The sequence below is a fragment of the Cellulomonas pakistanensis genome (assembly GCF_016862755.1).
Lineage (GTDB): Bacteria > Actinomycetota > Actinomycetes > Actinomycetales > Cellulomonadaceae > Cellulomonas > Cellulomonas pakistanensis.
Window position 1 is genome coordinate 1 of the sequence record NZ_BONO01000025.1, and the last position, 25,454, is coordinate 25,454.

Sequence of the window (25,454 nt, forward strand, 5' to 3'; positions counted from 1 at the left end):
TCAGCAGGTCGCGCAGGTCGTCGGCGGTCAGCGCGGTGCCGAACAGGTCGCCGTCGTCCAGCACCGCGTCGACCAGGGCGGCCTTGCGCGCCTGCAGGGCGACCACCTTCTCCTCGATCGTGCCCTCCGCGATCAGCCGGTAGACCATCACCGGCCGGTCCTGCCCGATCCGGTGCGCCCGGTCGACCGCCTGCTGCTCGGCCGCCGGGTTCCACCACGGGTCGAGCAGGAACACGTAGTCGGCCTCGGTGAGGTTCAGCCCGGTGCCGCCGGCCTTGAGGCTGAGCAGGAACACCGGGGCGTCGCCGGTGCGGAACTCCTCGACGACCTCGCCGCGGCGCGTCGTCGACCCGTCGAGGTAGACGTACGCGATCCCGGCCGCGTCCAGGCGGTCCGCCGCACGGGACAGGTACGACGTGAACTGGCTGAACACCAGTGCGCGGTGCCCCTCCGCGGCGACGTCCGCCAGCTGCTCCAGCAGGGCGTCGAGCTTCGCCGACGGCGTGCCGGCGAGCGCCGGGTCGATGAGCGAGGCGTCGAGCGCGAGCATCCGCAGCAGGGTCAGCGAGCGGTAGACGATGAACCGCTGCCGGTCCAGGTCCTCGATCAGGCCGAGCACCTTCTGCCGCTCGCGCTGCAGGTACCGGTCGTAGACCTCGCGGTGCGCGGGGTCGAGGTCGACCGTGAGCGTCTGCTCCTGCTTCTCGGGGAGGTCGGCGGCGACCAGGTCTTTGGTGCGCCGCAGCAGGAACGGGCGGATCCGGCGGCGCAGCCGCTCCAGGCGCCCGGCGCGCAGCCGCGCGGCCGACTCCGGCAGGTCCCCGGCGCCCGGGCCGGATGCGATGCCGGCGTGCGCGTCCTCGATCGGCCGCACGTACTGCAGCGCGAACGCCGCGGCCGGCGGAAGCAGGCCCGGCGCGACCAGGTCGAGCAGGGCGTGCAGCTCGGTCAGCGAGTTCTCGACCGGCGTGCCGGTGAGGGCGACGGCGAACGGCACGTCGAGGTCCTTCGCGGCCCGGTGCACGCGGGCGGCCGGGTTCTTCACCTGCTGCGCCTCGTCGAGCACGAGGCCCGCCCAGCCGACGGCGCGGTAGGCGTCGGCGTCCAGGCGGAGCAGGGCGTACGACGTGACGACGACGTCGGCGCCGGCGGCGACGTCGGCGAGCGGCGTGGTGCGCGCGCCCTCGGTCGCCTCGACCCGGCGCACGGTCAGGTCCGGGGTGAACCGGGCGGCCTCGGCGACCCAGTTCGGCGTGACGGAGGTCGGGGCGACGACGAGGAAGGGGCGGCGGTCCTCCGGCGGGCCGTCGGCCGGGCGCTCCTCGACGGCGTGCTGCAGCAGCGCGAGGGTCTGCAGCGTCTTGCCGAGGCCCATGTCGTCGGCCAGGATCCCGCCCAGCCGGTGCCGCCACAGGAACGCCAGCCAGGCGAACCCCTCGGCCTGGTACGGCCGGAGGTCGGCGCGCAGGCCCCGGGGCACCGGGACGGCGACGGGCCCGTCGCCCGCGGCCTCGGCGAGCAGCCCGCGCCACGCGTCCGGCGCCTCCGCCTCGTCGGCCAGCTCCGCCAGGTCGGCCCACAGGCTCGTCTGGTGCCGGCTGACGCGCAGCCCGGTCTCCCACTCGGCGAGCTCGCGCGCCTCGGCGACCAGCGCGGCGAGCGGCTCGAGCGCCGGGTGGTCGAGCGACAGGTAGGTGTGGTCGACCAGCCGCAGGCGTCGTCGGCCCTTCGCGAGCGCCGTGAACAGGGGCCCGAACGGCACGGTGCGGCCGGCGATGGTCACGGTGACGCCGAGGTCGAACCAGTCGGTGCGGTCGCTCTGCTGCGCGGTGACGGCGAGGACCGGGGCGTCGTGCAGCACGCGGTAGTCCGGGGCGGTGCCGACCGTGTCGACGCGCACGCCGGGCAGGGCGGCGATCCGGGGGAGCGCGGCGGTGGCGAAGTCGGCCGCGTCGGCGTCGCGCAGCGTGGTGGGGTCGGGCAGCGGCGGGTGCGGTCCGGGCGCGTCCTCCGCCGCGGGCGGCCAGCCGCCCGGCACGAGCTCGGCGGGCACCAGGTCGCGCGGGTCGGGCGCCGGCGCCGAGCGCGCGGTCCCGTCCCAGCACCAGGCCAGGTCGACGACCCGGGTCGGCAGGTACCGCACGGTCAGCACCAGCGTCGGCGGGGCGGGCGGCGGCACGACCACCGACCCGTCGGCGCTCGCGACGTCGAGCCCGGCGCGCAGGGCGGGCAGCCGCTCGCGGAGGAAGCCGTCGGCCTGGTCGGCGGGCACCACGACGCCGGCCCGGAGCGCGTCGGCCACCGTGCGCCCGCCGGGCGCGCCGCCGAGCAGCGCGAGCTGCTGCGGCCCCAGCGGTTCCGGCGTCGGTGCGAGCAGCACGCGCCGCGGGTGCGCCGGGTCGACGACGTAGACGCCGTGGTCCCCGATCGCGTGCGCGTGCTCGACCGGGTGCTCCTCGCCGTCGACCGTCAGGTGCGCGGCGACCCGCAGCCCGGCGGGGTCGCGGGCGACGTCCAGGCCGAGCCGCGCGGCCGCGCCGCGCCGGACCTCCGCCCCCGCGCCGGAGCCGACCAGCGGGATGCCGAGGTCGCGCGCCTGGTCCAGCAGGTCCCACAGGACGGGGTTGACGAACTCGTCGAGGTACACCCACGCGGCGTCCTGGCCGGGCACGGGCGCCTCCGCGGCGCGGTGCAGCGCCCCGACCTGGCAGAACCAGCGGTGCTGCTCCGGGTCCAGGTCGAGCCGGGCGCGCAGGTGCGGGATGTTCGCCCACGTGACGCTGCCGCGGGTCCAGCCGCGGTCGGACCGGGTCACCGGCCGGACGCCGAGGCGGTAGCCGGCCGTCGTCGGGTCCGGGGGCTCGCCCGGAGCCCGGGGGACCGCGGTGCGGGAGACGGGGCCGTTCCAGCGCTCGCGGGTGCGCGGGGTCAGCTCGCGGAGCTCGACCTGCAGCGCGGCCCGCGGGGCGCGCCGGGCGGGTGCGTCGGCGCCCCAGGCGAGCAGGCCGTCGAGCACCTCGCGCCAGTCGCCGGCGTCGGCGGGGCCGCCGGGGTGGCTCGGCCCGCTCGGCCCGCCGGCCCCGCCGGCCGGCCCCACGGGGTCGGCGGCGGACGGAGCGGCGGGCACGCGCCCGATCGTGCCACAGCCCCCCGACAGCCCCCGACCGCGCGCGCACCACGCCGCCCACCACGCCGCCCACCGCGCCGGCCGCCGCGCCGGCCGCCGCGCCGAGAGAGCATCCGACACGTCGAGAGAGCATCCACTGGATGCTCTCTCGACGTGTCGCGTACTCGTTCGCCGACGCGGACCGGTCTCGCCGGGCGCCCGCGCCGGGCGCCGCGCGCCGCGCGCCGCGCGCCGGGCGCCGCGCGCCACCGCCGGGCGCGCCCGCGCAGCAGCGCGCCCGGGGCCGTCAGGGGTGGCCCCGGGCGCGCGCGGTGACGGTCAGGCCGGCTCGACCTCCGCCAGCACCGCCGTCAGCTCCTCCCGGGTGGTCGCGTCGAGCACCCGCTGCGCGCGGTCGCCGTCGCTGAACACCAGGGCGATCCGGGACAGCAGCGACAGGTGCTCGTCGCCGACGCCCGCGATGCCGACCACCACCCGGACGGGGTTGCCGTCCCAGTCGACCGGCTGCTCGTACCGCACCAGGCAGACGGCGGACCGGTGGATCGCGCCCTTCGCCTCGTTCGTGCCGTGCGGGATGGCCAGCTGGCTGCCCATGTACGTGGAGATGGTCTGCTCGCGCTCGAACATCGCGTCCACGTACCCGGGGTCGACCGCCCCCGACCCGACCAGCAGCGCGCCGGCCTCGCGGATGGCGTCCTCCTTGGTCCGCGCGGTCCCCGCGGGGACGATCAGGTCCGCGCTCAGCAGCTCTGTCACGACGTGCTCCTCTCCGCCTGCGCCTGGGCCTCGCGGACGACGTCGTCGTACACGGGGCTGGACAGGAAGTTGTCGACCGACACGTGCCGCGCGCTGGGGGCGTGCCGCCGGGCCCGGTCGGTCAGCTCGCGCTGCGTGATGACCAGGTCGACGTCGTCCTCCAGGGTGGCGACCGCCTTGTTGACCACGGTGATGTCGCCGCGGCCGGCCTTCTTGAGCTTGTCCCGCAGGATGCTCGCGCCCATCGCGGACGACCCCATGCCGGCGTCGCACGCGAACACGATCGACCGCACGGGAGCCGCGGTCGCGGCCGCGACGCCGTCGGTCGGGCCCGCTCCGTCGGTGGTCGCGGTGCCGGCGCCGACCGTGGCGGCCATGGCGCCGAGCGCGGCGGACGACCTGCCCTTGTTCGCCTCGGTCTGCGCGATCGCCGCCGCCAGGTCGCCGCCGCCCGCCGCGAGGTCGCGCTTCCGCGAGGCCCGCAGGATGACCGCCGCGACGAGGAACGTCACCGCGAACGCCAGCAGCACGGACAGCGTGACGCCGACGAACGAGTCCCGCGGGGTCGCGGCGTACACCGCGATGATCGACCCCGGCGCCGCCGGGCCGCGCAGCCCGCTGCCGAACACCACGTTGGTCGCGATGCCGGTCGCGCCGCCGAGGATCGCCGCGATGATCAGCGCCGGCTTCATCAGCACGAACGGGAAGTACACCTCGTGGATGCCGCCGACGAACTGCACGACCGCCGCACCCGGGGCCGACGACCGCGCCGCACCGACGCCGAAGAACGTGTACGCGAGCAGGATGCCGAGGCCGGGGCCGGGGTTCGACTCGACCAGGAACAGCAGCGACTGGCCCTGCTCGACGACCTCCTGCGCGCCCAGCGGCACGAGCACGCCGTTGCCGATGGCGTTGTTGAGGAACAGCACCTTCGCCGGCTCGACCACGACGGCCATGAGCGGCAGCAGGTGGTTGTCGGCCATCCAGGACACGACGTTGCCGAGCGCGTCGGACACGCCGGTGATGATCGGCGCGAACCCGAAGAACGCCCCGACGGCCATCGCGGCGCCGAGGATGCCCGCGGTGAACATGTCGACGAGCATCTCGAAGCCGGGCTTGATCTTGCCGGCCCAGATCGAGTCGACCTTCTTCAGCACCCAGGCCGACAGCGGGCCGACGATCATCGCGCCGAGGAACATCGGCACGGTCGACCCGGTGATCATGCCGACGGCCACGATCGACGCGACCACGCCGCCGCGCTCCTTGTAGACGATCCGGCCGCCGGCGTTGGCGATGAGGATCGGCAGCAGGTAGGTCACCATCGGGCCGACCAGGCCGACGTACTGCTGGAACGTGGTGCCGTCGTCGGCGAGCGCGAGCTGGGTGGCGGCGCCCTGCCAGCTGCCCGGCTCGTCGGCGTTGCCGAACCCGCCGAGGATGCCGTTCGGCAGCCAGCCGACGGCGATGAACAGCGACGTGATCAGGCCCCAGGCGAGGAACGCCGGGAGGTTCGGCATGATCATCGCGCTCAGGAACGCCCCGAATCGCTGGACGCGGACCTGGGCCTGCTTGCCCCGCGAGGGACCGGGGGCGGTGGTGGCGGCTGCGGTGGACACGGGGCTCACACCTCCCCGTCGCGGGGGGTCGGCCGGGCGCTGCGGCCCGGCGCGGAGAGGATCCTCATTGACCTGCTCCTTCGTGGTGGGTGACGGCTGGCGCCGTCACGGCTCGATGGTGACCTTGATGCCCGCGCCCGTCCGGACGACGTCGATGCCCTCGGCGACCTGGTCCAGCGGAAGCCGGTGGGTGATGAGGTCGGCGACGGGGACGCTCCCGTCGGCGATGTGCGCCAGCGCCTGGCGGTTGTGCTCGGGGCTGGACCCGTTCGCCCCGAACACCGCCAGCTCGCGGTAGTGCACGAGGTTGGAGTCGAACGTGATGGTCGGCCGGTCCTTGGGCAGGCCGCCGAACAGGCTGAGCCGGCCCTGGGGGGCGAGCATCTGCAGCGCCTGCTCCTGCGCGGCGCCCGACGCGGCGGCGGTGATGACGACCGACGGGCCGCGCCCGTCTGTCGCGTCCCGGACGGCCTCGACCGGGTCGACCTCGGCGGCGCAGATCGCGACGTCCGGGTGCACGACCGCGGCGGCGAGGTCGAGGCGCTCGCGGCTCAGCTCGACGAGGATCACCTTCTCGGCGCCGCGGGCCCGGGCGAGCCGCACGTGCAGGCAGCCGATCGGACCGGAGCCGACGACGACCACGGTGTCGCCCTTGTGGACGTCGATGATCTCCTGGGCGTTGATCGCGCAGGCGAACGGCTCGGCGACGCTGGCCTCGGCGAACGAGACGTTGTCCGGGATCCGGTTGAGCCCGTCGACCTTCAGCACCTCGCGCGGGACGATCATGTAGGGGGCGAACCCGCCGTCGAAGTCGTAACCCATCGACACCTGGTTCGGGCAGATGGTCATGGCGCCGGCGCGGCAGAACTCGCACTCGCCGCACGGGATGGCCGCGATGACCTGGACCCGGTCGCCGGGCGTCCAGCCCTCGACGCCCGCGCCGACCTCCACGACCTCGCCGGCGATCTCGTGGCCCATGACGCGCGGCGGCCGGATGCGCAGGTGCCCGGAGGTCGAGATCTTGACGTCCGTCCCGCACATCGACGTGGCGCGCACCCGGATCTTGACCTCGCCGTCCTGCGGCGACGGCTCGGGCGCCTCCTCGAGCCGCACGTCGCCGGGGGCGTAGAAGCGGAAGACCTTCATCTCTCTCCTTCACTCAGGCCCGCACGACGCGCGGGCCGGCGGACTCGATCTCGTCGGCCAGCTCCGGGGCGACGCCGCTGTCGGTGACGACGGCGTCGACCCGGCCGAGCGGCGCCACCACGGCGAGCTCGGTGCGGCCGACCTTGGTGTGGTCCGCGAGCACGACGGTGCGGGCCGCGGCGGCCACGAGCGCGCGCTTCACGGTGGCCTCGGCGAGGTCGGGCGTGGACAGCCCGGCGTCGACGCTCACGCCGTTGGTGCCGAGGAACGCCACGTCGACCCGGACGTCGGCGAGCGCGCGCTCCGCCCAGGACCCGACGGCCGCCATCGTGCGGGGCCGCACGGTGCCGCCGACCAGGTGCAGCGTGATGAGGGGGAGCGCGGCCAGCGCCGTGGCGACCGGCAGCGCGTGGGTGACGACGGTGAGCTCGCGGTCCGCGGGCAGCATCTCCGCCAGCCGCGCGGTGGTGGACCCGGCGTCGAGGATCACCGACCCGCCCTCGGGCAGCTCGTCGAGCGCGGCCTTGGCGATCCGGTCCTTCTCGGCGCCGAGCTCGTGCTCGCGCTGGGTGAGGGCCGGCTCGTAGCCGAGCCGCTCGACGGGGACGGCCCCGCCGTGCACGCGGCGCACCAGACCCATGCGCTCGAGTGCCGTCAGGTCGCGGCGCACGGTCTCGGGCGTCACGTCCAGCTCGGCGGCGAGCTGCTGCACCTCGACCCGGCCCGCGGCGCGCGCGGTGGCGAGGATCACGGTGTGGCGTTCGGGCGGGTACACGACGGCTGCGTCCTGTCCTCCGAGGTGCGGCCCGTGGCGGCGCCGCGCCGGGCCTCGGTGCCCGACAGCGCCCACTGTGGCGGAGGACACACCGGGAAGTCAACACAAACGGGTGAGGTCAGAGGAAACCAAACACAGATGCGGGGGGAAACGCAGGTCCACCGGGCTCGGGCGGGTGGCCGCCGCGCGTGCTCCCCGGCGCTTCCTGACGTGCGCCGCGCGTCCCGGGAGGTCAGGCTCGAGTTCGTGACCGCGGGAACACGCGAGACCCCTGTGGCGTTGGGAAGGGCAGGATGAAGAAGCGATACGAAGACCTCGAGATGCAGGACGGCACGGTCGTGCGCTACCAGCGTCACGGCAACGGCGGCGGGCTCGTCGCCAAGGGGGCCGTCGTGGACGACACGGCGTACGTCGCGGACTCGGCCTGGGTGGACCCGGGCGCCCGCGTGGAGGCGCGCGCCCGGATCGGGCAGCACTGCTGGGTGGAGCCCGGCGCCCGCGTGGAGGTGGCCGCGACCGTCGGGTCGCACACGCACCTGGCCCGCGGCGCGACGGTCGGCGCCGGCGCCTCCGTGGGCGTGCGCGCCGAGATCGGCGCCGACGCGCGCCTGGAGCCCCGCGCGGTCGTGGAGGCCGAGTCGCGGGTGGAGCCGGGCGCGGTCGTGCCGGGAGCCGCGGCGCGCAAGGCCGGCCGGCTCGACCGCCACCTGGTGGGCTGAGCACCCCGACCCGCTGACGACGACCCGGCCGCTGCGGCGGACCGGGTCGTCGTCGTGCCGGGCGCGCGGCGGGCACGGCGACGCCCGACCGCCCGCGCGGGAGGTGCCGGGCGCGGGGGCGCGGGGTGCCCTGGCGCACGACGCCGCGACCCCCGGGCGCACGACGCCGGGACCCCCGGCGCATGACGCGCACGACGCCACGACCACCGGGATACTGGCGGGCATGCCGACGTTCGCCGAGATCGCCGCCCGGGCCGAGGACCGGTTCAACTCCGCCGTCGTGCGGGTGCTGTCCCGACGCGGGTACACCGCCCGCGTGGTCGCCTACCCGTCGTACGGGACCGTCGACCGGGTCCGCGTGCGCGCCCGCGTGCTGCTGACCGCGCCGGACGCCCCGACACCCGGGAGCGTCGCCCGGCGCGGCTGGCGCAACCTGTTCTCCGCGGAGCTGCCCCGCGCCGAGGTCCGCGTGCGCGCGCAGCCCGGCGACGGGCCGGACCTGCTGGTCGGGTGCACGGACCGCGGCGGCTACCTGGACGCGTGGCTGGACGTCGCGCTCGAGCCGGGCTGGCAGACGCTGTACCTGTCGGTCGACGGGGATGTCGACGTCCCGGCGCCGGTGCAGATCGTCGACCCGGCCGCGACGCACGGGATCGTCAGCGACATCGATGACACGGTGCTCGTGACGATGGTGCCGCGCCCGCACCTGGCGGCGTGGAACTTCCTGGTCCGCTCCGAGGCCCGGCGCAAGCCGGTGCCCGGCATGCCCGAGCTGTACGGGCGGCTCACCGCCGCGCACCCGGACGCCCCGGTGTTCTACCTGTCGACGGGCGCGTTCAACACCGCGAGCGCCCTGTCCCGGTTCCTGCACCGCGTCGGGCTGCCGCAGGGCTCGCTGCTGCTGACCGACCTCGGCCCGACCGGCGTGGCGCTCATGCGGTCCGGGCGCGACCACAAGGCGGCCACGCTGCGCCGGCTCGCGGAGGAGCTGCCCGGCCTGCGGTGGATCCTGGTCGGCGACAACGGGCAGCACGACCCGCAGGTGTACGAGACGTTCGCCGCCGAGCACCCGGGACGGGTCGCCGCGATCGCCGTGCGCGAGCTGTCGATCGGCGAGCAGGTGGCGCAGAACGGCCTGCCCGGCCCGACCCCGGCGACCCAGCGCGCGGTCGACGACCTGGACCGCTCCGAGGTCGTGACGGCGCACGCGCCGGACGGCCGGGCGCTGGCGGACCAGCTGGCGGCCGCGGGCGTCATCGGCTGACGCCGAGACCCCCCGCCGGGGTGCACCAGACACGCCCGCGGTGCCCTCCCGGAGGGCACCGCGGGCGTGTCTCGTGCGGGGGTCAGGCGCGGTCGGACCGGCCGAAGACCTGGCGCAGGGCGCGGCGGGCGGCGTACCAGCCCGACAGGCCGTGCACGCCCGGCCCGGGCGGCGCCGAGGCCGAGCACAGGTAGACGCCGGGCGCGCCGGCCGAGAACGGGTCGAGCCGCGGCAGCGGCGGCGTCGGCCGGGTGAACATGCCGACCAGCGAGATCGCCCCGCCGGAGATGTCGCCGCCGACGAGGTTGGCGTCGTGATCCGCGAGCCGGGCCGCCGGGATGCCGTGCGACGCGACGACGGTGTCCCGGAACCCGGGCGCGAACCGCTCGATCTGCCGGATCACGGTCTCGGTGGGGTCGACGTCCGAGCGGGCCGGCACGTGCGCGTACGCCCACACGGGGCGCAGGCCGCCGGACACCCGGCCGTGGTCGAGCGACGCGGGGTCCGACAGCAGCGTCAGCGGGTGCTCGGCGTGCCGGCCGCGGCCGACGGCGCGCTCCGCCTCGACGACCTGGTCCCGGGTGCCGCCCAGGTGCACGGTGCCCGCCCGGTGCACCTCCGGGTGCGCCCAGGGGATCGGCCCGTCCACGACGAGGTCGACCTTGGCGGCGGCGTTCCCGTACCGGAAGCCCGCGTACGCGCGGACGAGGTGCGGCGGCATGGCGTCGCCGAACACCTGGGCGACCAGCCGCGGGCCGGTGTCGAACAGGTACGCCCGGGCGGGCGGCAGGTCGGCGCGCCGCGCGACCGGGTGCCCCGTGACGACCCGGCCGCCGAGGCGCACCAGGTCCGCCAGCAGCGCGTCGACGATGGCCTGCGACCCGCCGCGCACGACCGGCCAGCCGTGGCCAGCGTGCGCCAGCGTGGTCAGCAGCACCGCCGTGCCGGCCGCCGCGAGCGACGGCAGCGGCGTGATCGCGTGCCCCGCCACGCCGGTGAGCAGCGCGGCACCCTCCTCGGTGCGCAGCGCGGACGGCACGAGGGACTGGCCGTTGCGCAGCACCCCGAGCCCGAACCGGGCCGCCGTCACGACCGACGCGGGCGTCGCGCCGGCCGGGAGGCTGCGGTGGTCGCCGAGCGCGAGGGCGACGACGTCCTCCCAGCGCTCGGCCAGCGGACCGAACAGCCGCCGCCACGCGTCGCCGTCGACGCCGAGGCCGTCGGCGGTCCGCTCCAGGTCGCGGTAGGCGATCGCGGCCCGGCCGCCGTCCAGCGGCTGCGCGAACGACGCGACCGGGGTGAGCAGGTCGAGCCGCTCGTGCAGCCCCAGGGACCGGAAGAACGGCGACGCCCACGCCATCGGGTGCACCGCCGAGCAGATGTCGTGCACCACGCCCGGCGCGAGGCCGAGGTCGAGGGTGCGGGACCCGCCGCCCACGGTGTCCTGCGCCTCGAGGACCACGACCTCGAGGCCGGCGCGGGCCAGCGTCACGGCGGCGGCGAGGCCGTTCGGGCCGGCGCCCACGACGACGGCGTCGACCTCGCGGGAGCCGCGGGCGTCGGGCCGGGCGCCGGCGGTCCGGCCCGGCCCCGCGCCGCCGCGGCGCGGGCGCTCGTGGCGGGCGGGTCGGGCCCGGTCGTCGCGGTGGCGGTCGGCGCGGTCGGCGGAGGACGAGGTCACGCCCCCGACCGTAGGCGGGATGCCTCGCGCACGCAGGCCGGCGGCGGAGCCGTGGCGGCTGTCCACGAACCTGGCCGGTGTGCCCCGAGATGACCGCGAGTTTCCGGACACTCGACGCGCAGCCGTGCGCGCTCGGCTCAGGCGGGGCCGGCGGCGCGGGCCAGGCGGACTGCCTCCGCCGCCCCGCCGGTCCACGGCTCGCCGTGCCCGGGCAGCACCACGTCGGCGCCTGTCGCCGCCAGCGCGTCGAGGGACGCGAGGTTGAGCGCGCTGTCCGCCGTGGCCGCGCCGGCCACGATCCGCGGCCCGGTCCGCCCGGTGTAGGGGTCGAGCGTCACCAGCGCGTCGCCCGAGAGCAGGACGCCGCGGTCGGGCAGGTGCAGCGCGACGTGCCCGTCGGTGTGCCCGGGGCAGGCGATGACGTCGGGGTGGCCGGGGACCTTGAGGCGCGGCCCGGCCGCGAGGGAACGGACGACCTTCACGCCCTGGACCCGCGCGGCGCCGGCCGCGACCATCGCGCCGAGGATCGGCAGCGCCCGCGGGTGCCTGATCGGGTAGGTCGCGCGCGGGTTCTCGTGCGCGTAGCGGTACGGGTGCGCCGCGAGGTGCGCGTCGGCGGGGTGCACCCAGACGTCGACGTCGAGCTCGTGCAGCGCGCGCCGCGCGAACCCGACGTGGTCGAAGTGCGCGTGCGTGAGCACCACCGCGCGGACGTCCGCCGGCGTGCGGTCGACGGCCGCGAGCAGCCGCGGCAGCGCGCCCCACATCCGAGGGAGCCCGGCGTCGACGACCGTCGCGCCGTGCGCGCCGGCGATCACGTAGCAGTTGACGTACGCGTGCTCGAGGCGCGCGACGCCCGCGGCGGGGACCGAGATCCTCACGGCGCGTCCCGGTGCGGACCGTCGCCGGGCGCCGGGACGGGCTCCGGCGGGCGCGGCACCTCGTCGTCGGTGCGGAAGCCGATCGCCTTGTGCGAGCCGTCGCAGAACGGCTTGATGCCCGACGCGCCGCAGCGGCAGAGCGCGACGGTGGCGCGGCGGCGGGGGACGACCCGGCCCGCCGCGTCGCGGATCTCGACGTCGCCGCGGACGAGGATCGGGCCGTCGGCGCACGCGGTCAGGACGACGGGGGCGGTCTCGGTGCTCATGCGGTCTCCAGGGCGTGGCGGGGGGCGGGGGAGGGACCGTGCCGGTCCGGGTGGTCGGTGCCGGGCGGGCCGGCGTCGGCGTGGCCGGCCGGGCCGGCGTCGGCGGCGTGCGCGGCGCGGTGGCGCGCGCGGTCGGCGGCGGCGGCGCGGGCGCGCAGGTCCCGCAGCGGCGTGGCGGCGCGGGGCAGGCGCGACCCGCCGTAGCGCGCGCCGCCGGTGGCGCGCAGGGCCAGCGCCAGCCAGGCGCACACCCCGCGCTCGAGCAGCCACCCCGGCGCGAGCAGGCTCGCCGTCGCGGGGATCCGGTGCGCGCCGCCGGCGCGGCGCCGGCCCGCCTCGGCGAGCGCGCACGCGGCGAGCGCCAGGGCGAGCAGCGCCCGCGGACCCCGGCGCGCCGCCAGCAGGACGACCGGCAGCACCGCCAGCTCGGCGGCGTACCGCGCGGGCTGGGCGAGGCTGTCGTACGCCTGGCGCGGGCGCTGGCCGAGGAAGTGCCGGGCGGTCGGCGGGCGACGCGGGACGTACAGGTCGTCGGCCCGGCGCACGACCCCGCCACGCGCGCGGACGGTGCGGAGCAGCTCGAGGTTCTCGAACAGCACGTCGCCGTCGTACCCCTCGGGCCCCAGCGCTGTCCGCCGGATCGCCAGCGTGCCGGGGTAGTCGCCGCCCAGCGCGCGGTTCACGAGCGTGCGGGCGGTGTCCCAGCGGGCGTGCCACGGCAGCGGGTCGAAGACGTTCTGCGGGCGCACGACGTCGGCGTCGCCCAGCCGGTCGAGCACCGCGCGGAGCGTCGCGTCGTCGTACCGCACGTCGTCGTCCGCGACCACGACCCGGTCGGCGCGCGCGAGCCGCAGCCCGGTGACGACGCCGGCGACCTTGCCGTTCCGGCCGGGTCGCGGGTCGGGGCGCACGTGCCGCACGGCGGCCGGGAACGCCCGGGCGTGCGCGGCGAACCGCGCGTCGTCGGACCCGTCCACCACGGTGACCGGCATCCAGGCGACGAGCCGGTCCAGGTAGGCCGCCAGGTCCGGCAGGTCGCGGTCGTCGGCCCAGCGCAGCGGCAGGACGTACTCCGCGTCCGCGAGCGCCGGGCCGACGGGGGTCATGCGGGGCTCCCCACAGCCACCGGTCGGCGCAGCGACGACTCGCCCGCGGTCCAGGACTCGATCTGGTGCCGCCCCACCCGGCCGTCGACCGCCAGGCAGGCCGCGGCGCCGAACAGGACGTCGTCCCGCAGCGCGGGCTGCTGCTCGACGAGCCCCCCGGCCAGGTCGCGGCCGGCGATCTGCTCGTGCACCGCGTCGGCCTCGACGTGCTCGTCGAAGTACCAGGTGACGTCCGCGTCGTACCCGTGCCGGCGGAACCCGTTCCCGTACAGCCGGTTCGGCTGCGAGGACGTCATCTCGAACGCCGCCAGGTGCCCGACGACGCAGCCACGCAGCCGCCGGTTCAGGCCGAACATCATCATCATGTTCACCGACGCCAGGGTGATCGCCGGGACGTCGTCGACGTACCGGCCGTAGGTGTCGTCGAGCCCGAGGCCGCGCATCGTCCGGGCGAACAGCGCCGCGTGCATCCGCTCGGGGCGGCCGCCGCCGTACTCGTCGGCCTGGATCTCCACCAGCGCGGCCTTCGGGACGCCCTGCAGCCGCGGGATCGCCCACGTGTGCGGGTCGGCCTCCTTGAGCTGGTAGACCGACCGCTGGACCAGCATCTCGCGGAGCTGGGCGTCGGTCGCCTTCCGTGCCACGTACGCGGACAGGCTCGGGCCTTCGTCGCGGCTCGTCAGGTCGAACAGCGCGCGGGCGACCGCCGGGGCGAGCCCCTCGGTGGCGGTGCTCGCCTCGAGCTCGGCCAGCAGGTCGTCGGGCACCGCGACGTCCCGGCGGAGCTGCGCCTCGAACCGCTCCTCGAGCACGGCGCGGGTGCGCAGCAGCGTCGGGTCCCACTCCAGGCGGTCGTCGACGCCGTCCAGGCCCTGGTGGTGCAGCTCGTACAGCGCGGTGAGGGTGATCTGCACGTCCTCGTCGACGAGCAGGTCCGCGGACGCGTCGGCCGCGCGGACGGCCTCGTCCGGCAGCGCCGGGTCGACGTCCCCCGAGGTCAGGCTGGCCAGCACTCGCTCGCTGAGCGGGCCACGGGGCATCGGTGCGCGCATGGGGGTGTCCCTCGTCCGTGGGGTCGCGCGGGGTGCCGCGCGACCGGTCCGCCACCCGGCTGCTCGAGGGGCCGTCCGGGGCGCCCGCGTGGTGAGGCGGTCCGCTCCCGTGCTGGTCACGCTAGCCGTGCCGGTCGTGGCGCGCGCGCCGAGAGGCGGCGGCGTCCGCGCAGGTCAGCGCGCGGCGGGGTCGCGGGCGGGGCCACGCGCCGGTGGCGCGGAGGCGGAACCGGTGGCGGCGCCGACCTCGGCCGGGGCGGCGCCGACCGTTCCTGCCCGGGAGGAGTCGGCGCGCGGGCGCCTCGGCCCCGTGCCCGGTCCGGTCGGCTCAGGCGAGCGCGAGCCCCTCGACGACCTCGACGCCCGGCGCGGACGCCAGCAGCGACCCCGGCAGCGCGAGCTTCGACCGGCGCAGGCCCGACCCGATGATCACCGTGCCACCCGACTCCGGGTCGTCCTGCGCGACGCCCGCGTCCAGCAGCACCCGGTAGCCGGTCGGCAGGCCGATCGGCGTGATGCCGCCGTACGCCATGCCGGACTCCTCGACGGCGCGGTCCATCGGCAGGAACGACGCCTTGCGCACGTCCAGCAGCCGCTTCACGGCGTTGTTCACGTCCGCGCGGGTCGTGGCGCGGACCACCGCCGCCGCGATGCGCTCGTCACCGGCCCGCCTCCCGGACACGAGCACGCAGTTCGCAGACACCACCAGCGGCAGGTCGTACGCCTCGGTCATCGCGGCCGTGTCGGCGAGCTCGGGGTCGATCTCCGTCACCTGCACGGCGTCGGCGACCTCGGGGACCACGGCGGCCCAGCCGGACAGGGCGGCGGCGGTCGGCTCGGCGAGCAGGTCCAGGCGGTCGACGGCGCGCGACCAGGTCAGGGATCCGAGCGTGAGGGTCATGGCGGCAGGCTACCGACCGGGTCGGGTGGGCGCCGGGCCGTGCTGCGGGCCCGGACGCCGCTACTCCCCGGTCTGCCCGTCGATGCTCTCCCGCAGCAGGTCGAGGTGCCCGCAGTGCCGGGCGGTCTCCTGGATGAGGTGCACGAGGGCGTAGCGCAGCGTGAACGCGCAGTCGTCGGCGCGCGCCCGGTCGTCGAGCGCGGCGCCGGCGGCGACCTCCGCGGACCGCGCGCACTCGGCCTCGTACCCGGCGACGAGCGAGGCGAGCGACTCCTCGGGCCCCGGGACGAACGCGCCGGGCGCGTCGTCGCCCCAGGGCGGGTCCAGGGGGAGGCCGGCGAAGTCGATGCTGAACCAGTACCGCTCGACCCCGGTCAGGTGCTTGACGAGGCCGGCGGCGGTGAGCGCGGACGCGGGGACGGACCGCCGCAGGGCCTGCTCGTCGTCGAGCCCGGCGACCTTGGCGACCACGCTGCCGCGCAGGTGGTCGAGCATGCCGGTGAGCAGCTCGCGCTCGGGGGCGTCGTCGGCGGGGCGCGCCCGCTCCAGGGTTCCGTCCATGCCGCGGACCGTACCGGCGGCCACCGACACCGCCGCGGGGGCGGGCGCGTGCGGCAGGATGGCGGGCGTGAGCGACGCCCCGCCCGCCGACCCGTTCGCCGCGGACCCCTACGTGCTCGTGGCCGCGGCCCCGCCGCTCGACGACTACCTGCGGCTGCGGCGCGAGTCGGGCCTGACGCCGAAGACTCCCGAGCAGGGCGCGGGCGCCCTCACGGGGAGCTGGTCGTGGTGCCACGCGCGCACCGCGGAGGGGCGGGTCGTCGCGATGGGGCGCGTGGTCGGCGACGGCGGGTGGTACTTCCTGGTCGCCGACATGGCGACGGACCCGGCGCACCAGGGCCGCGGGCTCGGCCGCCGGGTCCTGACCCGGCTGCTGGACGACGTGCGGGCGCGGGCGCCGCGGGGCGCGTACGTCACGCTCGTCGCCGACCCGCCGGGGCGCGCGCTGTACGAGTCGCTCGGGTTCCGGGACGTGGCGCCCGGGGCGACGGGGATGGTGCTGGAGCTGGGGGCCGACGCGGGCTGAGGCGGGGCGTCCCGGGTCGGACCGGTCAGCGCCGGCGCCCAGGGCCGCGGTCGCGGCGGGGGAGCCGGTCGGGGCGGTTGCGGTCGTCGAGTCCCCAGAGCGCGTGCGGGCGCTCGCCGCGGCGACGGTGCCCGCGGTCGTGGACCCACGCGCCCGCGAGCTCGAGCGCCAGCCCGGCCACGGCCAGCAGGAGGAACCCCGCGCGCCGTCGGACGGGCTCCCCCGGTCACGGCGCTGTGCGCCCACAGGGTGACCGAGGTGAGGGCGACCACGGCGCCGGACACGAGCATGGTCGCGGAGAGCGGCGTGCGGAACGGTGAGCTCACGCCGACGTTCCTCGCAGCGGCGTGGTGCCGCCGCCACCGCGCACCCGGTGCGGGGCCGGCGGCGCTCACCGCCGCGGGCCCCGCCGGGGTCAGCGCTGGTACGTCGGCGCGATCAGCGCCCGGCCGATCGTGTGGAACAGCGCGGTGAACGCCACGGCCGTCGGCGTGGCGTCCGGCGGCACGTCGAGGTGGTCGACGTCGAGCGCGTGCACGGCGAAGACGTACCGGTGCGGGCGGTCGCCGGGCGGCGGCGCGGCGCCGGTGTAGCCGGTCGTCCCGCCGTCGTTGCGGACCTGGAAGGCGCCCGCGGGCAGCAGCTCGCCGCCGGCGGACCCGGCGCCGCGGGGGAGCGACGTGGTGCTGACCGGGACGTCGACCACGGTCCAGTGCCAGAAGCCCGCCGGGGTGGGCGCGTCCGGGTCGAAGCAGCTGACGACGAACGAGCGCGTGCCCTCGGGGAAGCCCGACCACTCGAGCGCGGGGGACAGGTCGTCGCCGTCGGCCGCGTGCGTGCTAGGCAGCGGCTCGCCGTGGGTGACGTCCGCGCTGGCGACGTCGAAGTCCGGGACGGACGGCAGCAGCGCGTAGGGCTCGGGGGCGACGGGACGGGTGAGCGAGACGGCCATGGTCCTCCTCCTGGTGGGCGCGCGAAGGCGCCCGGACGGATGTGCTGTCCGGTCGATCATGCCCTCGCCCGGGTGGTGCCGCAGGGTCGCGCGGCGCGTCGTCGCGACCCGCCGGGTGGTGGTCCACAGGTCGGGTGAGGCCGGATTGACGCGTGCCCGAGTGTCAGCGTCTACTGGCACAATCGAACACGTGTTCGAACGGACGCCCGTCCGTTGCGCGGTCGGTGAGGAAGGGGTGGGGCGGTGAGCCAGGAGGAGCGGATCGCCCGGGCCCGGGCCGCCCTGGCCAGCGCGGAGCTCCGGACCGGCGCCCGCAGCCTCGCGACGGCGACGGCCGGTCCTGGCGGTGCCGGGTCCCGGGGAGCCGGTCACAGCGGTGCCGCGCCGAGCGGTGCGCCGAGCGGTGCCGCGTCGAGCGGTGCTGCGCGGAGCAGTGTGGCACCCGGCACCGACGCGGGGCGTGCGGCCACGACGACCTCGGTTCGCGGGGACGCGCCCGGGGTCCGCGCCGACCGCGCGGCGGACTCCCGTGCCGGGTCCGCCCGCCGCCCTCGCGGTGCCGACGCGCCCGTGCACGGCGCCACGGCGCTCGCGGTGGTCCCCGCCGGGCCCGCCGGCGACCCGTCGCCCGCGCCGGCCGGCCCGGTCGCCGTCCCCGACCTGCCCGGGCGGCCGCAGCCGCGCTCGACGACCGCGCGCGGCCCGCTGCTGCTCACCGACCGGCCGCCGCTCGCGGTGCCGCCCGCGCTCGCCCCGCTGCTGCCTGACGGCCTGCGCCGCGGCAGCACCACGGCGGTGCTCGGCTCCACCTCGCTCGTGCTCGCGATGATCGCCGCCGCGTGCACCGCCCGGGAGGCGTGGGCGGCCGTCGTCGGGCAGCCGAGCCTCGGCCTGCTCGCGGCCGCGCAGACCGGCGTGGCGCTGGAGCGGCTCGCCGTCGTCCCGCAGCCCGGCGTGGACGCGCCGACCGTGGTCGCGGCCCTGCTGGACGGCATCGACGTCGTGGTGGTCGGTCCCGGCACCCACCTCGCCGACGCGGACCGCCGCCGGCTCATGGCCCGCGCCCGCGACCGGGGATCCGTGCTGCTGGCGACCGCCCCGTGGCCGGGCGCGGGCACCGTGCTGACCGTCGAGGGCGGCCGGTGGACCGGGGTGGGCGACGGCGACGGCCGGCTGCGCGCGCACGAGGTGCAGATCACCCGCACCGGCCGGGGGAGCAGCGCCGGGCGCGCCCAGGACCTGCGCGTGGTGCTGCCGCTCGAGGTGGGCACCGACCCGTACGGGCTGCCCGCGGACCGCGCGACGGCCGACCGCGCGACGGCCGACCGCGCCGCCGCTACCGCTCGTCCCGCCGCCACCGATCGTCCCGCCGGCGCCGGCCGCGACCTCGCCGACGACGGCGCGCTGCTCGCGCCCGACCTGAGGCTCGTCGGATGAGCACCCGCACCACCGTCGTCTGGGTGCCGGACTGGCCGGTCGTCGCCGCCGTGCGCGCCGCCGAGGTGCCGCCGCACCTGCCCGCCGCCGTGCAGCACGGCGCCCGCCTCACCGCCGTGTCCGCGATCGCCCGCGCCCAGGGCGTGCGCCGCGGCATGCGCCGCCGCCAGGCGCAGGGCGTCTGCCCCGAGGTCGTCCTGCTGCCCACCGACGACGACCGGGACGCCCGGCTGTTCGAGCCGGTCGCCGTCGCGACCGAGGCCGTGGTCGCCGGGATCGAGGTGGCCCGGCCCGGCCTGCTCCTGCTGCCCGCGGGCGGTGCCGCGCGGTTCCACGGCACCGAGGAGACGCTGGCCGAGCGCCTGGTGTCCGTCGTGGCCGAGCGGACCGGCCACGAGTGCCAGGTCGGCACGGCCGACGGGCTGCTCGCCGCGATCCTCGCCGCCCGCACCGACGCCGTCGTGCCGCCCGGCGGCTCCCGCGAGTTCCTGGCTCCGCGCCCCGTCGACGACCTCGCACCTGCCGCGGTGACCGACGACGCCGGCCGCGCGGTCGGCGAGCTCGTCGACCTGCTGCGCCGGCTCGGGCTGCGGCGGCTCGGCGACCTCGCGGCCCTGGACGGCGGCGACGTGCACGCCCGGTTCGGCACCTGGGGCACCTGGGCGTGGACGCTGGTCCGCGGCGAGGACCTGCGCCCGCCCGCCCGCCGCCGGCCGGAGACCGACCTGGAGGTCGGCACCGAGCTCGACCCGCCCGCGCACCGCGTCGACGTCGCGACGTTCGCCGGCCGCCGGCTCGCGGAGGAGCTGCACGCCCTGCTCACCGAGCACTCCGTGACCTGCGCCCGGCTGCGGATCACCGCGCGGACCGACGAGGGGACCGAGCTGACCCGCGCCTGGCGCACCGACATGGGCGGCCTCGGCGGCCTGTCCGCGGCGCGGATCACCGACCGCATCCGCTGGCAGCTCGAGGGCTGGCTGACCGCCGCGGCCGCCGAGCACGGCGCCGGCTCCCGCCCGGGCGGTGGCGAGCCGGACGAGCACGCCGAGCCGATCGGCCTCGTCGCGCTCGGCATCACCGCCGAGGACGTCGCGCCCGCCGGTGCCGAGCAGGGCCGGCTGTGGGGCGGCGCCTCCGGCGGCGACCTGCGCGCGCACCGCGCGCTCGACCGCGTCCAGGGGCTGCTCGGCGGCGACGGCGTGCTCACCGCCGCGCTGCAGGGCGGGCGGGACGTGCGCGACCAGGTGCACCTGCAGCCCTGGGGCGCGCAGGCCGCCGCGCCCCGCCCGGTCGACCGGCCGTGGCCGGGCCACCTGCCGCCGCCGGCACCGGCCACCGTGCCCGTGCGCCCCGCGCCCGTCGACGTGCTGGACGGCGCCGGCCGGACGCTCCGGTTCGACGAGCGGTTCGCGATGAGCGGCACCCCCGTGCGCGTCCGCACGCCCGCGACCGACCGCCGGCCCGCCGTCGACCACGACGTGGCCGGCTGGGCGGGCCCGTGGCCGCTCGCCGAGCGCTGGTGGTCGCCGACCGAGGCCGGCCTGCGGGTGCACCTGCAGGTCACGCTCGGCGACGGCCGCGCCCTGCTGCTGGCCTGGCGACCCGACGGCTGGACCTGCGAGGCCGTCTATGACTGACGTCCCGCGCTACGCAGAGCTGCACGCGCACTCGGCCTTCAGCTTCCTGGACGGCGCCAGCCAGCCCGAGGAGCTCGCCGCCGAGGCGCACCGGCTCGGGCTCAGCGCGCTCGCGCTCACCGACCACGACGGCCTGTACGGCGTCGTCCGGTTCTCCGAGGCGGCGCGCGAGGTCGGGCTGCCCACCGTGTTCGGCGCCGAGCTGCACCTGCCGGTCCCGGGCGTCGCCGGCCCCGACGTCCTCGACCTGCCGACCGGCGTGCCCGATCCGCGCGCCCTGCACCTGCCCGTGCTCGCGCGCGGGCCCGAGGGCTACCGGGCGCTGTCCCGCACGATCGCCGAGGCGCACCTCGCGACCGGCACCAAGGGCGCCGCCGAGTACCGGCTGGAGCAGCTCGCCGAGCAGGCCGCCGGCGGCTGGCTCGTGCTCACCGGCTGCCGCAAGGGCCCGGTGCGCCATGCCCTGACCGACGGCGGCCGCGAGCCCGCGGTCACCGCGGCGGGCGTCGCCCGGGCGCGCACCGAGCTCGACCGCCTGGTCGCCCTGTTCGGCCGGGACAGCGTCGCGGTCGAGGTCACCCAGGCCGGCGGGCCGTACGACTCCGAGCTCGCCGACGCCCTCGCCGGGCTGGCGGCCGACGCGCGGCTGCCGCTCGTCGCCACCGGGAACGTGCACTACGCCACCCCGCGGGACGCCGACCTGGCGATGGCGCTGGCCGCCGTGCGCGCCCGGTCCTCGATGGAGGACCTGGACGGCTGGCTGCCCGGGGCCCCGACCGGGCACCTGGCGTCCGCGGCCGAGATGCTGCGCCGGCACCGCCGGTACCCGCAGGCCGTCGCCACCGCCGCCGCGCTCGGCGCCGAGTCCGCCTTCGACCTGCACCTCGTCGCCCCGCAGCTGCCGCCGTACCCGGTCCCGCCTGGGCACACCGAGGCGACCTGGCTGCGCGAGCTCGTCCGCCGCGGCGCCCTCGAGTGCTACGGCCCGCCCGAGGCCGAGCGCGTGCCCGGCGCGTACGCGCAGCTCGAGCACGAGCTCCGCGTCATCGAGGACCTCGGGTTCCCCGGCTACTTCCTGGTCGTCTACGACCTCGTCGACTTCTGCCACCGCAACGGCATCCTCGCCCAGGGGCGCGGCTCGGCCGCCAACTCCGCGGTCTGCTTCGCGCTCAAGGTCACCGCCGTCGACGCCGTGGCGCACGGCCTGCTGTTCGAGCGGTTCCTCGCGCCCGAGCGCGACGGGCCGCCGGACATCGACGTCGACATCGAGTCCGGCCGCCGCGAGGAGGTCATCCAGTACGTCTACGCCACGCACGGCCGCACGCACGCCGCGCAGGTCGCCAACGTCATCTCCTACCGCGCCCGGTCCGCCGTGCGCGACGCCGCCCGCGCGCTCGGGTACGACGTCGGGCAGCAGGACGCGTGGAGCAAGTCGATCGAGCGCTGGGGGACCCTGCGGGGGCCGCAGCCGACCCGACCGTGGTGGTCCGGGCTGCACCACGGGTCCGGGCCCCGGCCGGATGCGCGCTCCGCCGACGCGGTCGCGCCGCCCACCCAGCACGTCGCCGACCGGCCCACCTCGACCCGCCCGAGCCCGCCGTCGACGCGCCCAGGACCGCCGTCGGCCCGACCAGGACCGCCGCCCGCACGCCCGGGCGCCGCGTCGACCCCGTCGAGCCGGCCGACCCCGCCCGTCCCGCCCGTCCCGCCCGTCCCGCCCGTCCCGACCGGCCCGCCCGCCGCGCCGCCGCCGGGCTCGCCGGTGACCCGCGAGGACCGCCGCGCCGCGCAGTACGCCGCCGCGCAGCGCGACCCCGACGGCGTCGTCTGGGGCTGGAACCACGAGCCCGGCGCCGGACCCGCGCCCGCGCCGCGCCGGCCCGCCGGGCTCGACGACACCGACCGCCAGGCCGGCCAGCCGACCGCCGACGGCCACGACGTCGTCCCCGCGCACCGCCCGCCGCCCGCGAGCGACCTGGACGAGATCCCCGCGCACGTCATCGACCTGGCCGACCGGTTCCTCCGCCTGCCGCGGCACCTCGGCATCCACTCCGGCGGCATGGTCATGTGCGACCGCCCTGTCATCGAGGTCTGCCCGGTGGAGTGGGCGCGCATGGAGGGCCGGACGGTCCTGCAGTGGGACAAGGACGACTGCGCCGACGCCGGCCTGGTGAAGTTCGACCTGCTCGGCCTCGGCATGCTCACCGCCCTGCGGCTGGCGTTCGACGAGGTCGAGAAGCACGGCGGGCCGCGCCTGCACCTGCACCAGCTGCCGAACGAGGACCCGCTGGTCTACGACCTGCTGTGCGCCGCCGACACGGTCGGGGTGTTCCAGGTGGAGTCGCGTGCCCAGATGGGCACCCTGCCGCGCCTGCAGCCGCGGAGCTTCTACGGGATCGTCGTCGAGGTCGCCCTGATCCGCCCCGGGCCGATCCAGGGCGGGTCCGTGCACCCGTACATCGAGCGGTACCAGGGCCGGCAGCCGATCACCTACCCGCACCCGCGGCTCGAGAAGTCCCTGCAGCGCACCCTCGGCGTGCCGCTGTTCCAGGAGCAGCTCATGCAGATGGCCATCGACGTCGCCGACTTCACGCCCGCGGAGGCGGACCAGCTCCGGCGCGCGATGGGCTCCAAGCGCAGCATCGAGAAGATGGAGGCGCTGCGCGCCCGGCTCATGGACGGCATGACCCGCAACGGCATCCCCGAGCCGGTGCGCGAGGAGGTGTACGACAAGCTCAAGGCGTTCGCCGACTTCGGCTTCCCGGAGTCGCACGCGTACTCGTTCGCGTTCCTCGTCTACGCCAGCTCGTGGCTCAAGGTGCACCACCCCGCCGCCTTCTACACCGGCCTGCTGGCCGCCCAGCCGATGGGGTTCTACTCGCCGCAGTCGCTCGTCGCGGACGCCCGCCGGCACGGCATCGCGGTGCTGCGGCCGGACGTGCAGCGGTCCGGGGTGCAGGCCGTCGTCGAGCGCGTCGGGCCCGAGCCCGCCGGCGGCGAGCCGCGCCTGACCCCGCGGCCGTCCGGCACGGCGCCGGTCCCGCCGCTGCGGGCGGGCGGGGCGCCGGGGTTCGGCGAGGTCCCCCCGCCCTTCGGCCCGGCGGCCGACGCCGCCGGGCCCGAGGCCGAGCAGCCCGCCCGCGCCGGGTCGGGTGGAGCTGCCGCGCCCGCCGAGCCCGCCCGCGCCGGGTCGGGTGGAGTCGCCGCGCCCGCCGAGTCCACCGAGCCAGCCCGCTCCCTCGCGGTGCGCGTCGGCCTCGCCTCCGTGCGGAACGTGGGGGAGAAGGTCGCCGAGCGCGTCGTCGCCGAGCGGGACGCGAACGGCCCGTTCGCCGACCTGCGGGACCTCGTGCGGCGGGTCCAGCTGAGCACGGCCCAGCTCGAGGCGCTGGCCACGGGCGGCGCGCTGGAATCGCTGGGCGTGACCCGGCGCGAGGCGCTGTGGGCGGCCGGCGCGCTCGCGCAGGAGGGCCCCGACACCCTCCCGGGCGTCTCGGTGGGCGTGCAGGCGCCGACCCTGCCGGGCATGAGCCCCGTCGAGCTCGCGGTCGCCGACGTCTGGGCCACCGGGGTGACCGTCGACTCGTACCCGACCCAGTACGTGCGCGACGGCCTGGACGCCCAGGGCGTGCTCCGCGTCGAGCAGGCCTTCCGGCACGAGGCCGGCCGGCGGGTCGCCGTGGCGGGTGTCGTCACCCACCGGCAGCGGCCTGGCACGGCCGGCGGCGTCACCTTCCTGTCGCTGGAGGACGAGACCGGCCTGCTCAACATCGTGTGCAGCACCGGGCTGTGGCAGCGGTTCCGGAAGATCGCCCGCACCTCCCGGGCGCTCGTCGTGCGCGGTCGCCTGGAACGCGCCGACGGGGCGACGAACCTCATCGCCGAGCACCTGACCCCGCTGTCGCTGGGCATCGCCACGTCGTCCCGGGACTTCCAGTGACGCCCGCCGGCCGGAGGACGCCGGGCGAGACGTGCGGGAGGCCGCGGGACCCACCACGCCGAGCCCGGAGACGGTGCGGCAGGCCGCGGGCCCACCACGCCGAGCCCGGGGCAGTGCGCCGCGTGCCCACGACACCGACCCGCCGGCCCCGCCCGTGCCAGACTGCCGCCGTGCCCCTCCTCGGATCGCTCGTCGCCTACCTGCCCACCCCGCGCGGCCACGAGGGCGAGGTGGTGATCGACCCGCTGGAGCGCCTCGTCGACGAGGCCGTCGCCGCGGGCGCGTCCGGTGTCGCCGTGCTCGGCAGCACCGGCGGCTACCCGTACCTGACGGCGGCCGAGCGGCGGCTGGTGGTCGAGGCCGCCGTCGACGCCGCGGGCGGGCGCGTGCCCGTCGTCGCCGGCGTCGGGGCGTTCACGACCGACGAGGTCATCGTGCACACCATCGTCGCGGAGCGGGCCGGCGCCGCCGCCGTGCTGCTGCCGACGCTGGCCTACCTGCCGCTGACCGACGACGAGGTCCTGGACCTGGTCACCGAGGTCGCGGGCGCCGCGCGCGTGCCGGTCTGGCTGTACCACAACCCGGTCAGCACGACGTTCCGGTACTCGGTCGAGACCCTCGCCCGCGCCGCGCAGGTGCCCGGGGTCGGCGGCGTCAAGGACCGGGGGGGCGACGCCGACGAGCTCCGCGCGCGGGTCGCCGCCCTGTCGGCCGCCGTGCCGGACACCGTGGAGCTCGGCTGCAGCGGCGACGTGCTCGGTGTCGAGGGCCTGCTCGCCGGCGCCCGCACCTGGCACTCGGGCCTCGCGAGCGTGCTGCCCGCCTGGTACGTCGCGGTCGCCGACGCCGCCACGGCGGGCCGGGCCGAGGAGGCGCGGGCGCTCATGGCGCGGCTCGCGCCGGTCGCCGAGCTCGTCGTGCGGCTCGGCGGCCCGCGGGCCGTGCACGCGCTCGCCCGGGTGCTCGGCACCGACCTCGGGCAGCTGCCCGCGCCGCTGCGCCCGGTGGACGACGCCGGCGTCCGCGCCCTGGCCGCCGCCGTGGGAGCGCTGGGCGACGCGCCCGTCGCCGCGCGCTGACCCGACGCCGTCGGGACGGCTGACCGGGACGC

At 77.5% G+C, this 25,454-nt stretch carries 20 protein-coding genes; 7 read left to right on the plus strand and 13 right to left on the minus strand.

What is annotated here, in order from left to right; translation table 11 throughout:
* The 5 genes from Cpa01nite_RS14930 to Cpa01nite_RS14950 form a co-directional block, all read right to left on the minus strand.
* On the minus strand, positions 1-3,127 hold a 3,127-nt coding region (locus tag Cpa01nite_RS14930), incomplete at its 3' end, for a DEAD/DEAH box helicase (protein WP_203669552.1).
* A gap of 318 nt (positions 3,128-3,445) precedes the next feature.
* Entirely contained in the window at positions 3,446-3,883 is a 438-nt protein-coding gene (locus tag Cpa01nite_RS14935; RefSeq protein ID WP_203669553.1) for a PTS mannitol transporter subunit IIA, read from the minus strand.
* Positions 3,880-5,406, minus strand: coding sequence for a PTS mannitol transporter subunit IIBC (locus tag Cpa01nite_RS14940; RefSeq protein WP_203669602.1), 1,527 nt, complete (start codon positions 5,404-5,406; stop codon positions 3,880-3,882). The genes Cpa01nite_RS14935 and Cpa01nite_RS14940 overlap by 4 nt, the downstream gene beginning before the upstream one ends.
* A 198-nt stretch (positions 5,407-5,604) precedes the next feature.
* The gene (locus Cpa01nite_RS14945; protein WP_203669554.1) at positions 5,605-6,645 is read right to left on the minus strand and encodes a zinc-dependent dehydrogenase; all 1,041 of its coding nucleotides are present in this window, start codon (positions 6,643-6,645) and stop codon (positions 5,605-5,607) included.
* Positions 6,646-6,658: 13 nt separating this feature from the next.
* Positions 6,659-7,420, minus strand: a complete 762-nt coding sequence (locus Cpa01nite_RS14950; protein WP_203669555.1) for a DeoR/GlpR family DNA-binding transcription regulator — start codon at positions 7,418-7,420, stop codon at positions 6,659-6,661.
* 293 nt (positions 7,421-7,713) lie between these two features.
* On the opposite strand from Cpa01nite_RS14950, the gene Cpa01nite_RS14955 reads away from it, so the two are divergent.
* Both Cpa01nite_RS14955 and Cpa01nite_RS14960 read left to right on the plus strand, forming a co-directional pair.
* A complete protein-coding gene (locus Cpa01nite_RS14955) occupies positions 7,714-8,139 on the plus strand; it encodes an LbetaH domain-containing protein (protein ID WP_203669556.1) in 426 nt (141 codons plus the stop codon).
* Positions 8,140-8,362: 223 nt separating this feature from the next.
* On the plus strand, positions 8,363-9,403 hold the full coding sequence (locus tag Cpa01nite_RS14960; RefSeq protein WP_203669557.1) for an App1 family protein phosphatidate phosphatase: 1,041 nt from the start codon (positions 8,363-8,365) through the stop codon (positions 9,401-9,403).
* A gap of 82 nt (positions 9,404-9,485) precedes the next feature.
* On the opposite strand, the gene Cpa01nite_RS14965 is transcribed toward Cpa01nite_RS14960, so the two are convergent.
* The 7 genes from Cpa01nite_RS14965 to Cpa01nite_RS14995 form a co-directional block, all read right to left on the minus strand.
* Positions 9,486-11,084: a phytoene desaturase family protein gene (locus tag Cpa01nite_RS14965; RefSeq protein WP_203669558.1), complete on the minus strand. Its 1,599-nt coding sequence runs from the start codon at positions 11,082-11,084 to the stop codon at positions 9,486-9,488.
* A gap of 137 nt (positions 11,085-11,221) precedes the next feature.
* Complete coding sequence (locus Cpa01nite_RS14970; protein ID WP_203669559.1) at positions 11,222-11,965, minus strand: MBL fold metallo-hydrolase; 744 nt, start codon at positions 11,963-11,965, stop codon at positions 11,222-11,224.
* A complete protein-coding gene (locus tag Cpa01nite_RS14975) occupies positions 11,962-12,231 on the minus strand; it encodes a CDGSH iron-sulfur domain-containing protein (protein ID WP_203669560.1) in 270 nt (89 codons plus the stop codon). Before Cpa01nite_RS14975 ends, Cpa01nite_RS14970 begins: the two co-directional genes overlap by 4 nt.
* A complete protein-coding gene (locus tag Cpa01nite_RS14980; protein WP_203669561.1) occupies positions 12,228-13,337 on the minus strand; it encodes a glycosyltransferase in 1,110 nt (369 codons plus the stop codon). The genes Cpa01nite_RS14975 and Cpa01nite_RS14980 overlap by 4 nt, the downstream gene beginning before the upstream one ends.
* Positions 13,334-14,389 carry an iron-containing redox enzyme family protein gene (locus tag Cpa01nite_RS14985; RefSeq protein WP_203669562.1) on the minus strand — a complete coding sequence of 352 codons (1,056 nt, stop codon included), beginning with the start codon at positions 14,387-14,389 and terminating at the stop codon, positions 13,334-13,336. Before Cpa01nite_RS14985 ends, Cpa01nite_RS14980 begins: the two co-directional genes overlap by 4 nt.
* 328 nt (positions 14,390-14,717) lie before the next feature.
* Complete coding sequence (locus Cpa01nite_RS14990) at positions 14,718-15,290, minus strand: YbaK/EbsC family protein (protein ID WP_203669563.1); 573 nt, start codon at positions 15,288-15,290, stop codon at positions 14,718-14,720.
* A 60-nt stretch (positions 15,291-15,350) separates the two neighbouring features.
* A complete protein-coding gene (locus Cpa01nite_RS14995) occupies positions 15,351-15,851 on the minus strand; it encodes a DinB family protein (protein WP_203669564.1) in 501 nt (166 codons plus the stop codon).
* A 58-nt stretch (positions 15,852-15,909) separates the two neighbouring features.
* Here Cpa01nite_RS14995 and Cpa01nite_RS15000 point away from each other — a divergent pair, with 58 nt between their 5' ends.
* A complete protein-coding gene (locus Cpa01nite_RS15000) occupies positions 15,910-16,377 on the plus strand; it encodes a GNAT family N-acetyltransferase (protein ID WP_203669603.1) in 468 nt (155 codons plus the stop codon).
* A gap of 415 nt (positions 16,378-16,792) precedes the next feature.
* On the opposite strand, the gene Cpa01nite_RS15005 is transcribed toward Cpa01nite_RS15000, so the two are convergent.
* Positions 16,793-17,329: a YbhB/YbcL family Raf kinase inhibitor-like protein gene (locus Cpa01nite_RS15005; RefSeq protein WP_203669565.1), complete on the minus strand. Its 537-nt coding sequence runs from the start codon at positions 17,327-17,329 to the stop codon at positions 16,793-16,795.
* Between the two features lie 570 nt (positions 17,330-17,899).
* Between Cpa01nite_RS15005 and imuA' the strand changes: the two genes are divergently transcribed.
* The 4 genes from imuA' to Cpa01nite_RS15030 all read left to right on the plus strand — a co-directional run bounded on the left by imuA' (position 17,900) and on the right by Cpa01nite_RS15030 (position 25,422).
* Positions 17,900-18,766 carry a DnaE2-dependent mutagenesis accessory factor ImuA' gene (gene imuA' / locus Cpa01nite_RS18720; RefSeq protein WP_239068823.1) on the plus strand — a complete coding sequence of 289 codons (867 nt, stop codon included), beginning with the start codon at positions 17,900-17,902 and terminating at the stop codon, positions 18,764-18,766.
* Positions 18,763-20,403 (plus strand): DNA polymerase Y family protein, encoded by a 1,641-nt coding sequence (locus Cpa01nite_RS15015; RefSeq protein WP_203669566.1) that lies wholly within the window; start codon positions 18,763-18,765, stop codon positions 20,401-20,403. Before imuA' ends, Cpa01nite_RS15015 begins: the two co-directional genes overlap by 4 nt.
* Positions 20,396-24,343, plus strand: coding sequence for a PHP domain-containing protein (locus Cpa01nite_RS18725; RefSeq protein ID WP_239068824.1), 3,948 nt, complete (start codon positions 20,396-20,398; stop codon positions 24,341-24,343). Before Cpa01nite_RS15015 ends, Cpa01nite_RS18725 begins: the two co-directional genes overlap by 8 nt.
* A 170-nt stretch (positions 24,344-24,513) precedes the next feature.
* Complete coding sequence (locus Cpa01nite_RS15030) at positions 24,514-25,422, plus strand: dihydrodipicolinate synthase family protein (RefSeq protein ID WP_203669567.1); 909 nt, start codon at positions 24,514-24,516, stop codon at positions 25,420-25,422.
* Positions 25,423-25,454: the final 32 nt, after the last annotated feature.

Bases quoted from the DNA above. Each gene is read 5' to 3' on its own strand.
- Cpa01nite_RS14940 (WP_203669602.1), bottom strand. From the start codon at position 5,406: ATGATCATGCCGAACCTCCCGGCGTTCCTCGCCTGGGGCCTGATCACG.
- Cpa01nite_RS14945 (WP_203669554.1), bottom strand. From the start codon at position 6,645: ATGAAGGTCTTCCGCTTCTACGCCCCCGGCGACGTGCGGCTCGAGGAG.
- Cpa01nite_RS14955 (WP_203669556.1), top strand. From the start codon at position 7,714: ATGAAGAAGCGATACGAAGACCTCGAGATGCAGGACGGCACGGTCGTG.
- Cpa01nite_RS14960 (WP_203669557.1), top strand. From the start codon at position 8,363: ATGCCGACGTTCGCCGAGATCGCCGCCCGGGCCGAGGACCGGTTCAAC.
- Cpa01nite_RS14975 (WP_203669560.1), bottom strand. From the start codon at position 12,231: ATGAGCACCGAGACCGCCCCCGTCGTCCTGACCGCGTGCGCCGACGGC.
- Cpa01nite_RS14980 (WP_203669561.1), bottom strand. From the start codon at position 13,337: ATGACCCCCGTCGGCCCGGCGCTCGCGGACGCGGAGTACGTCCTGCCG.
- Cpa01nite_RS14985 (WP_203669562.1), bottom strand. From the start codon at position 14,389: ATGCGCGCACCGATGCCCCGTGGCCCGCTCAGCGAGCGAGTGCTGGCC.
- Cpa01nite_RS14990 (WP_203669563.1), bottom strand. From the start codon at position 15,290: ATGACCCTCACGCTCGGATCCCTGACCTGGTCGCGCGCCGTCGACCGC.
- Cpa01nite_RS14995 (WP_203669564.1), bottom strand. From the start codon at position 15,851: ATGGACGGAACCCTGGAGCGGGCGCGCCCCGCCGACGACGCCCCCGAG.
- Cpa01nite_RS15000 (WP_203669603.1), top strand. From the start codon at position 15,910: ATGGCGGGCGTGAGCGACGCCCCGCCCGCCGACCCGTTCGCCGCGGAC.
- Cpa01nite_RS15005 (WP_203669565.1), bottom strand. From the start codon at position 17,329: ATGGCCGTCTCGCTCACCCGTCCCGTCGCCCCCGAGCCCTACGCGCTG.
- Cpa01nite_RS15015 (WP_203669566.1), top strand. From the start codon at position 18,763: ATGAGCACCCGCACCACCGTCGTCTGGGTGCCGGACTGGCCGGTCGTC.
- Cpa01nite_RS18725 (WP_239068824.1), top strand. From the start codon at position 20,396: ATGACTGACGTCCCGCGCTACGCAGAGCTGCACGCGCACTCGGCCTTC.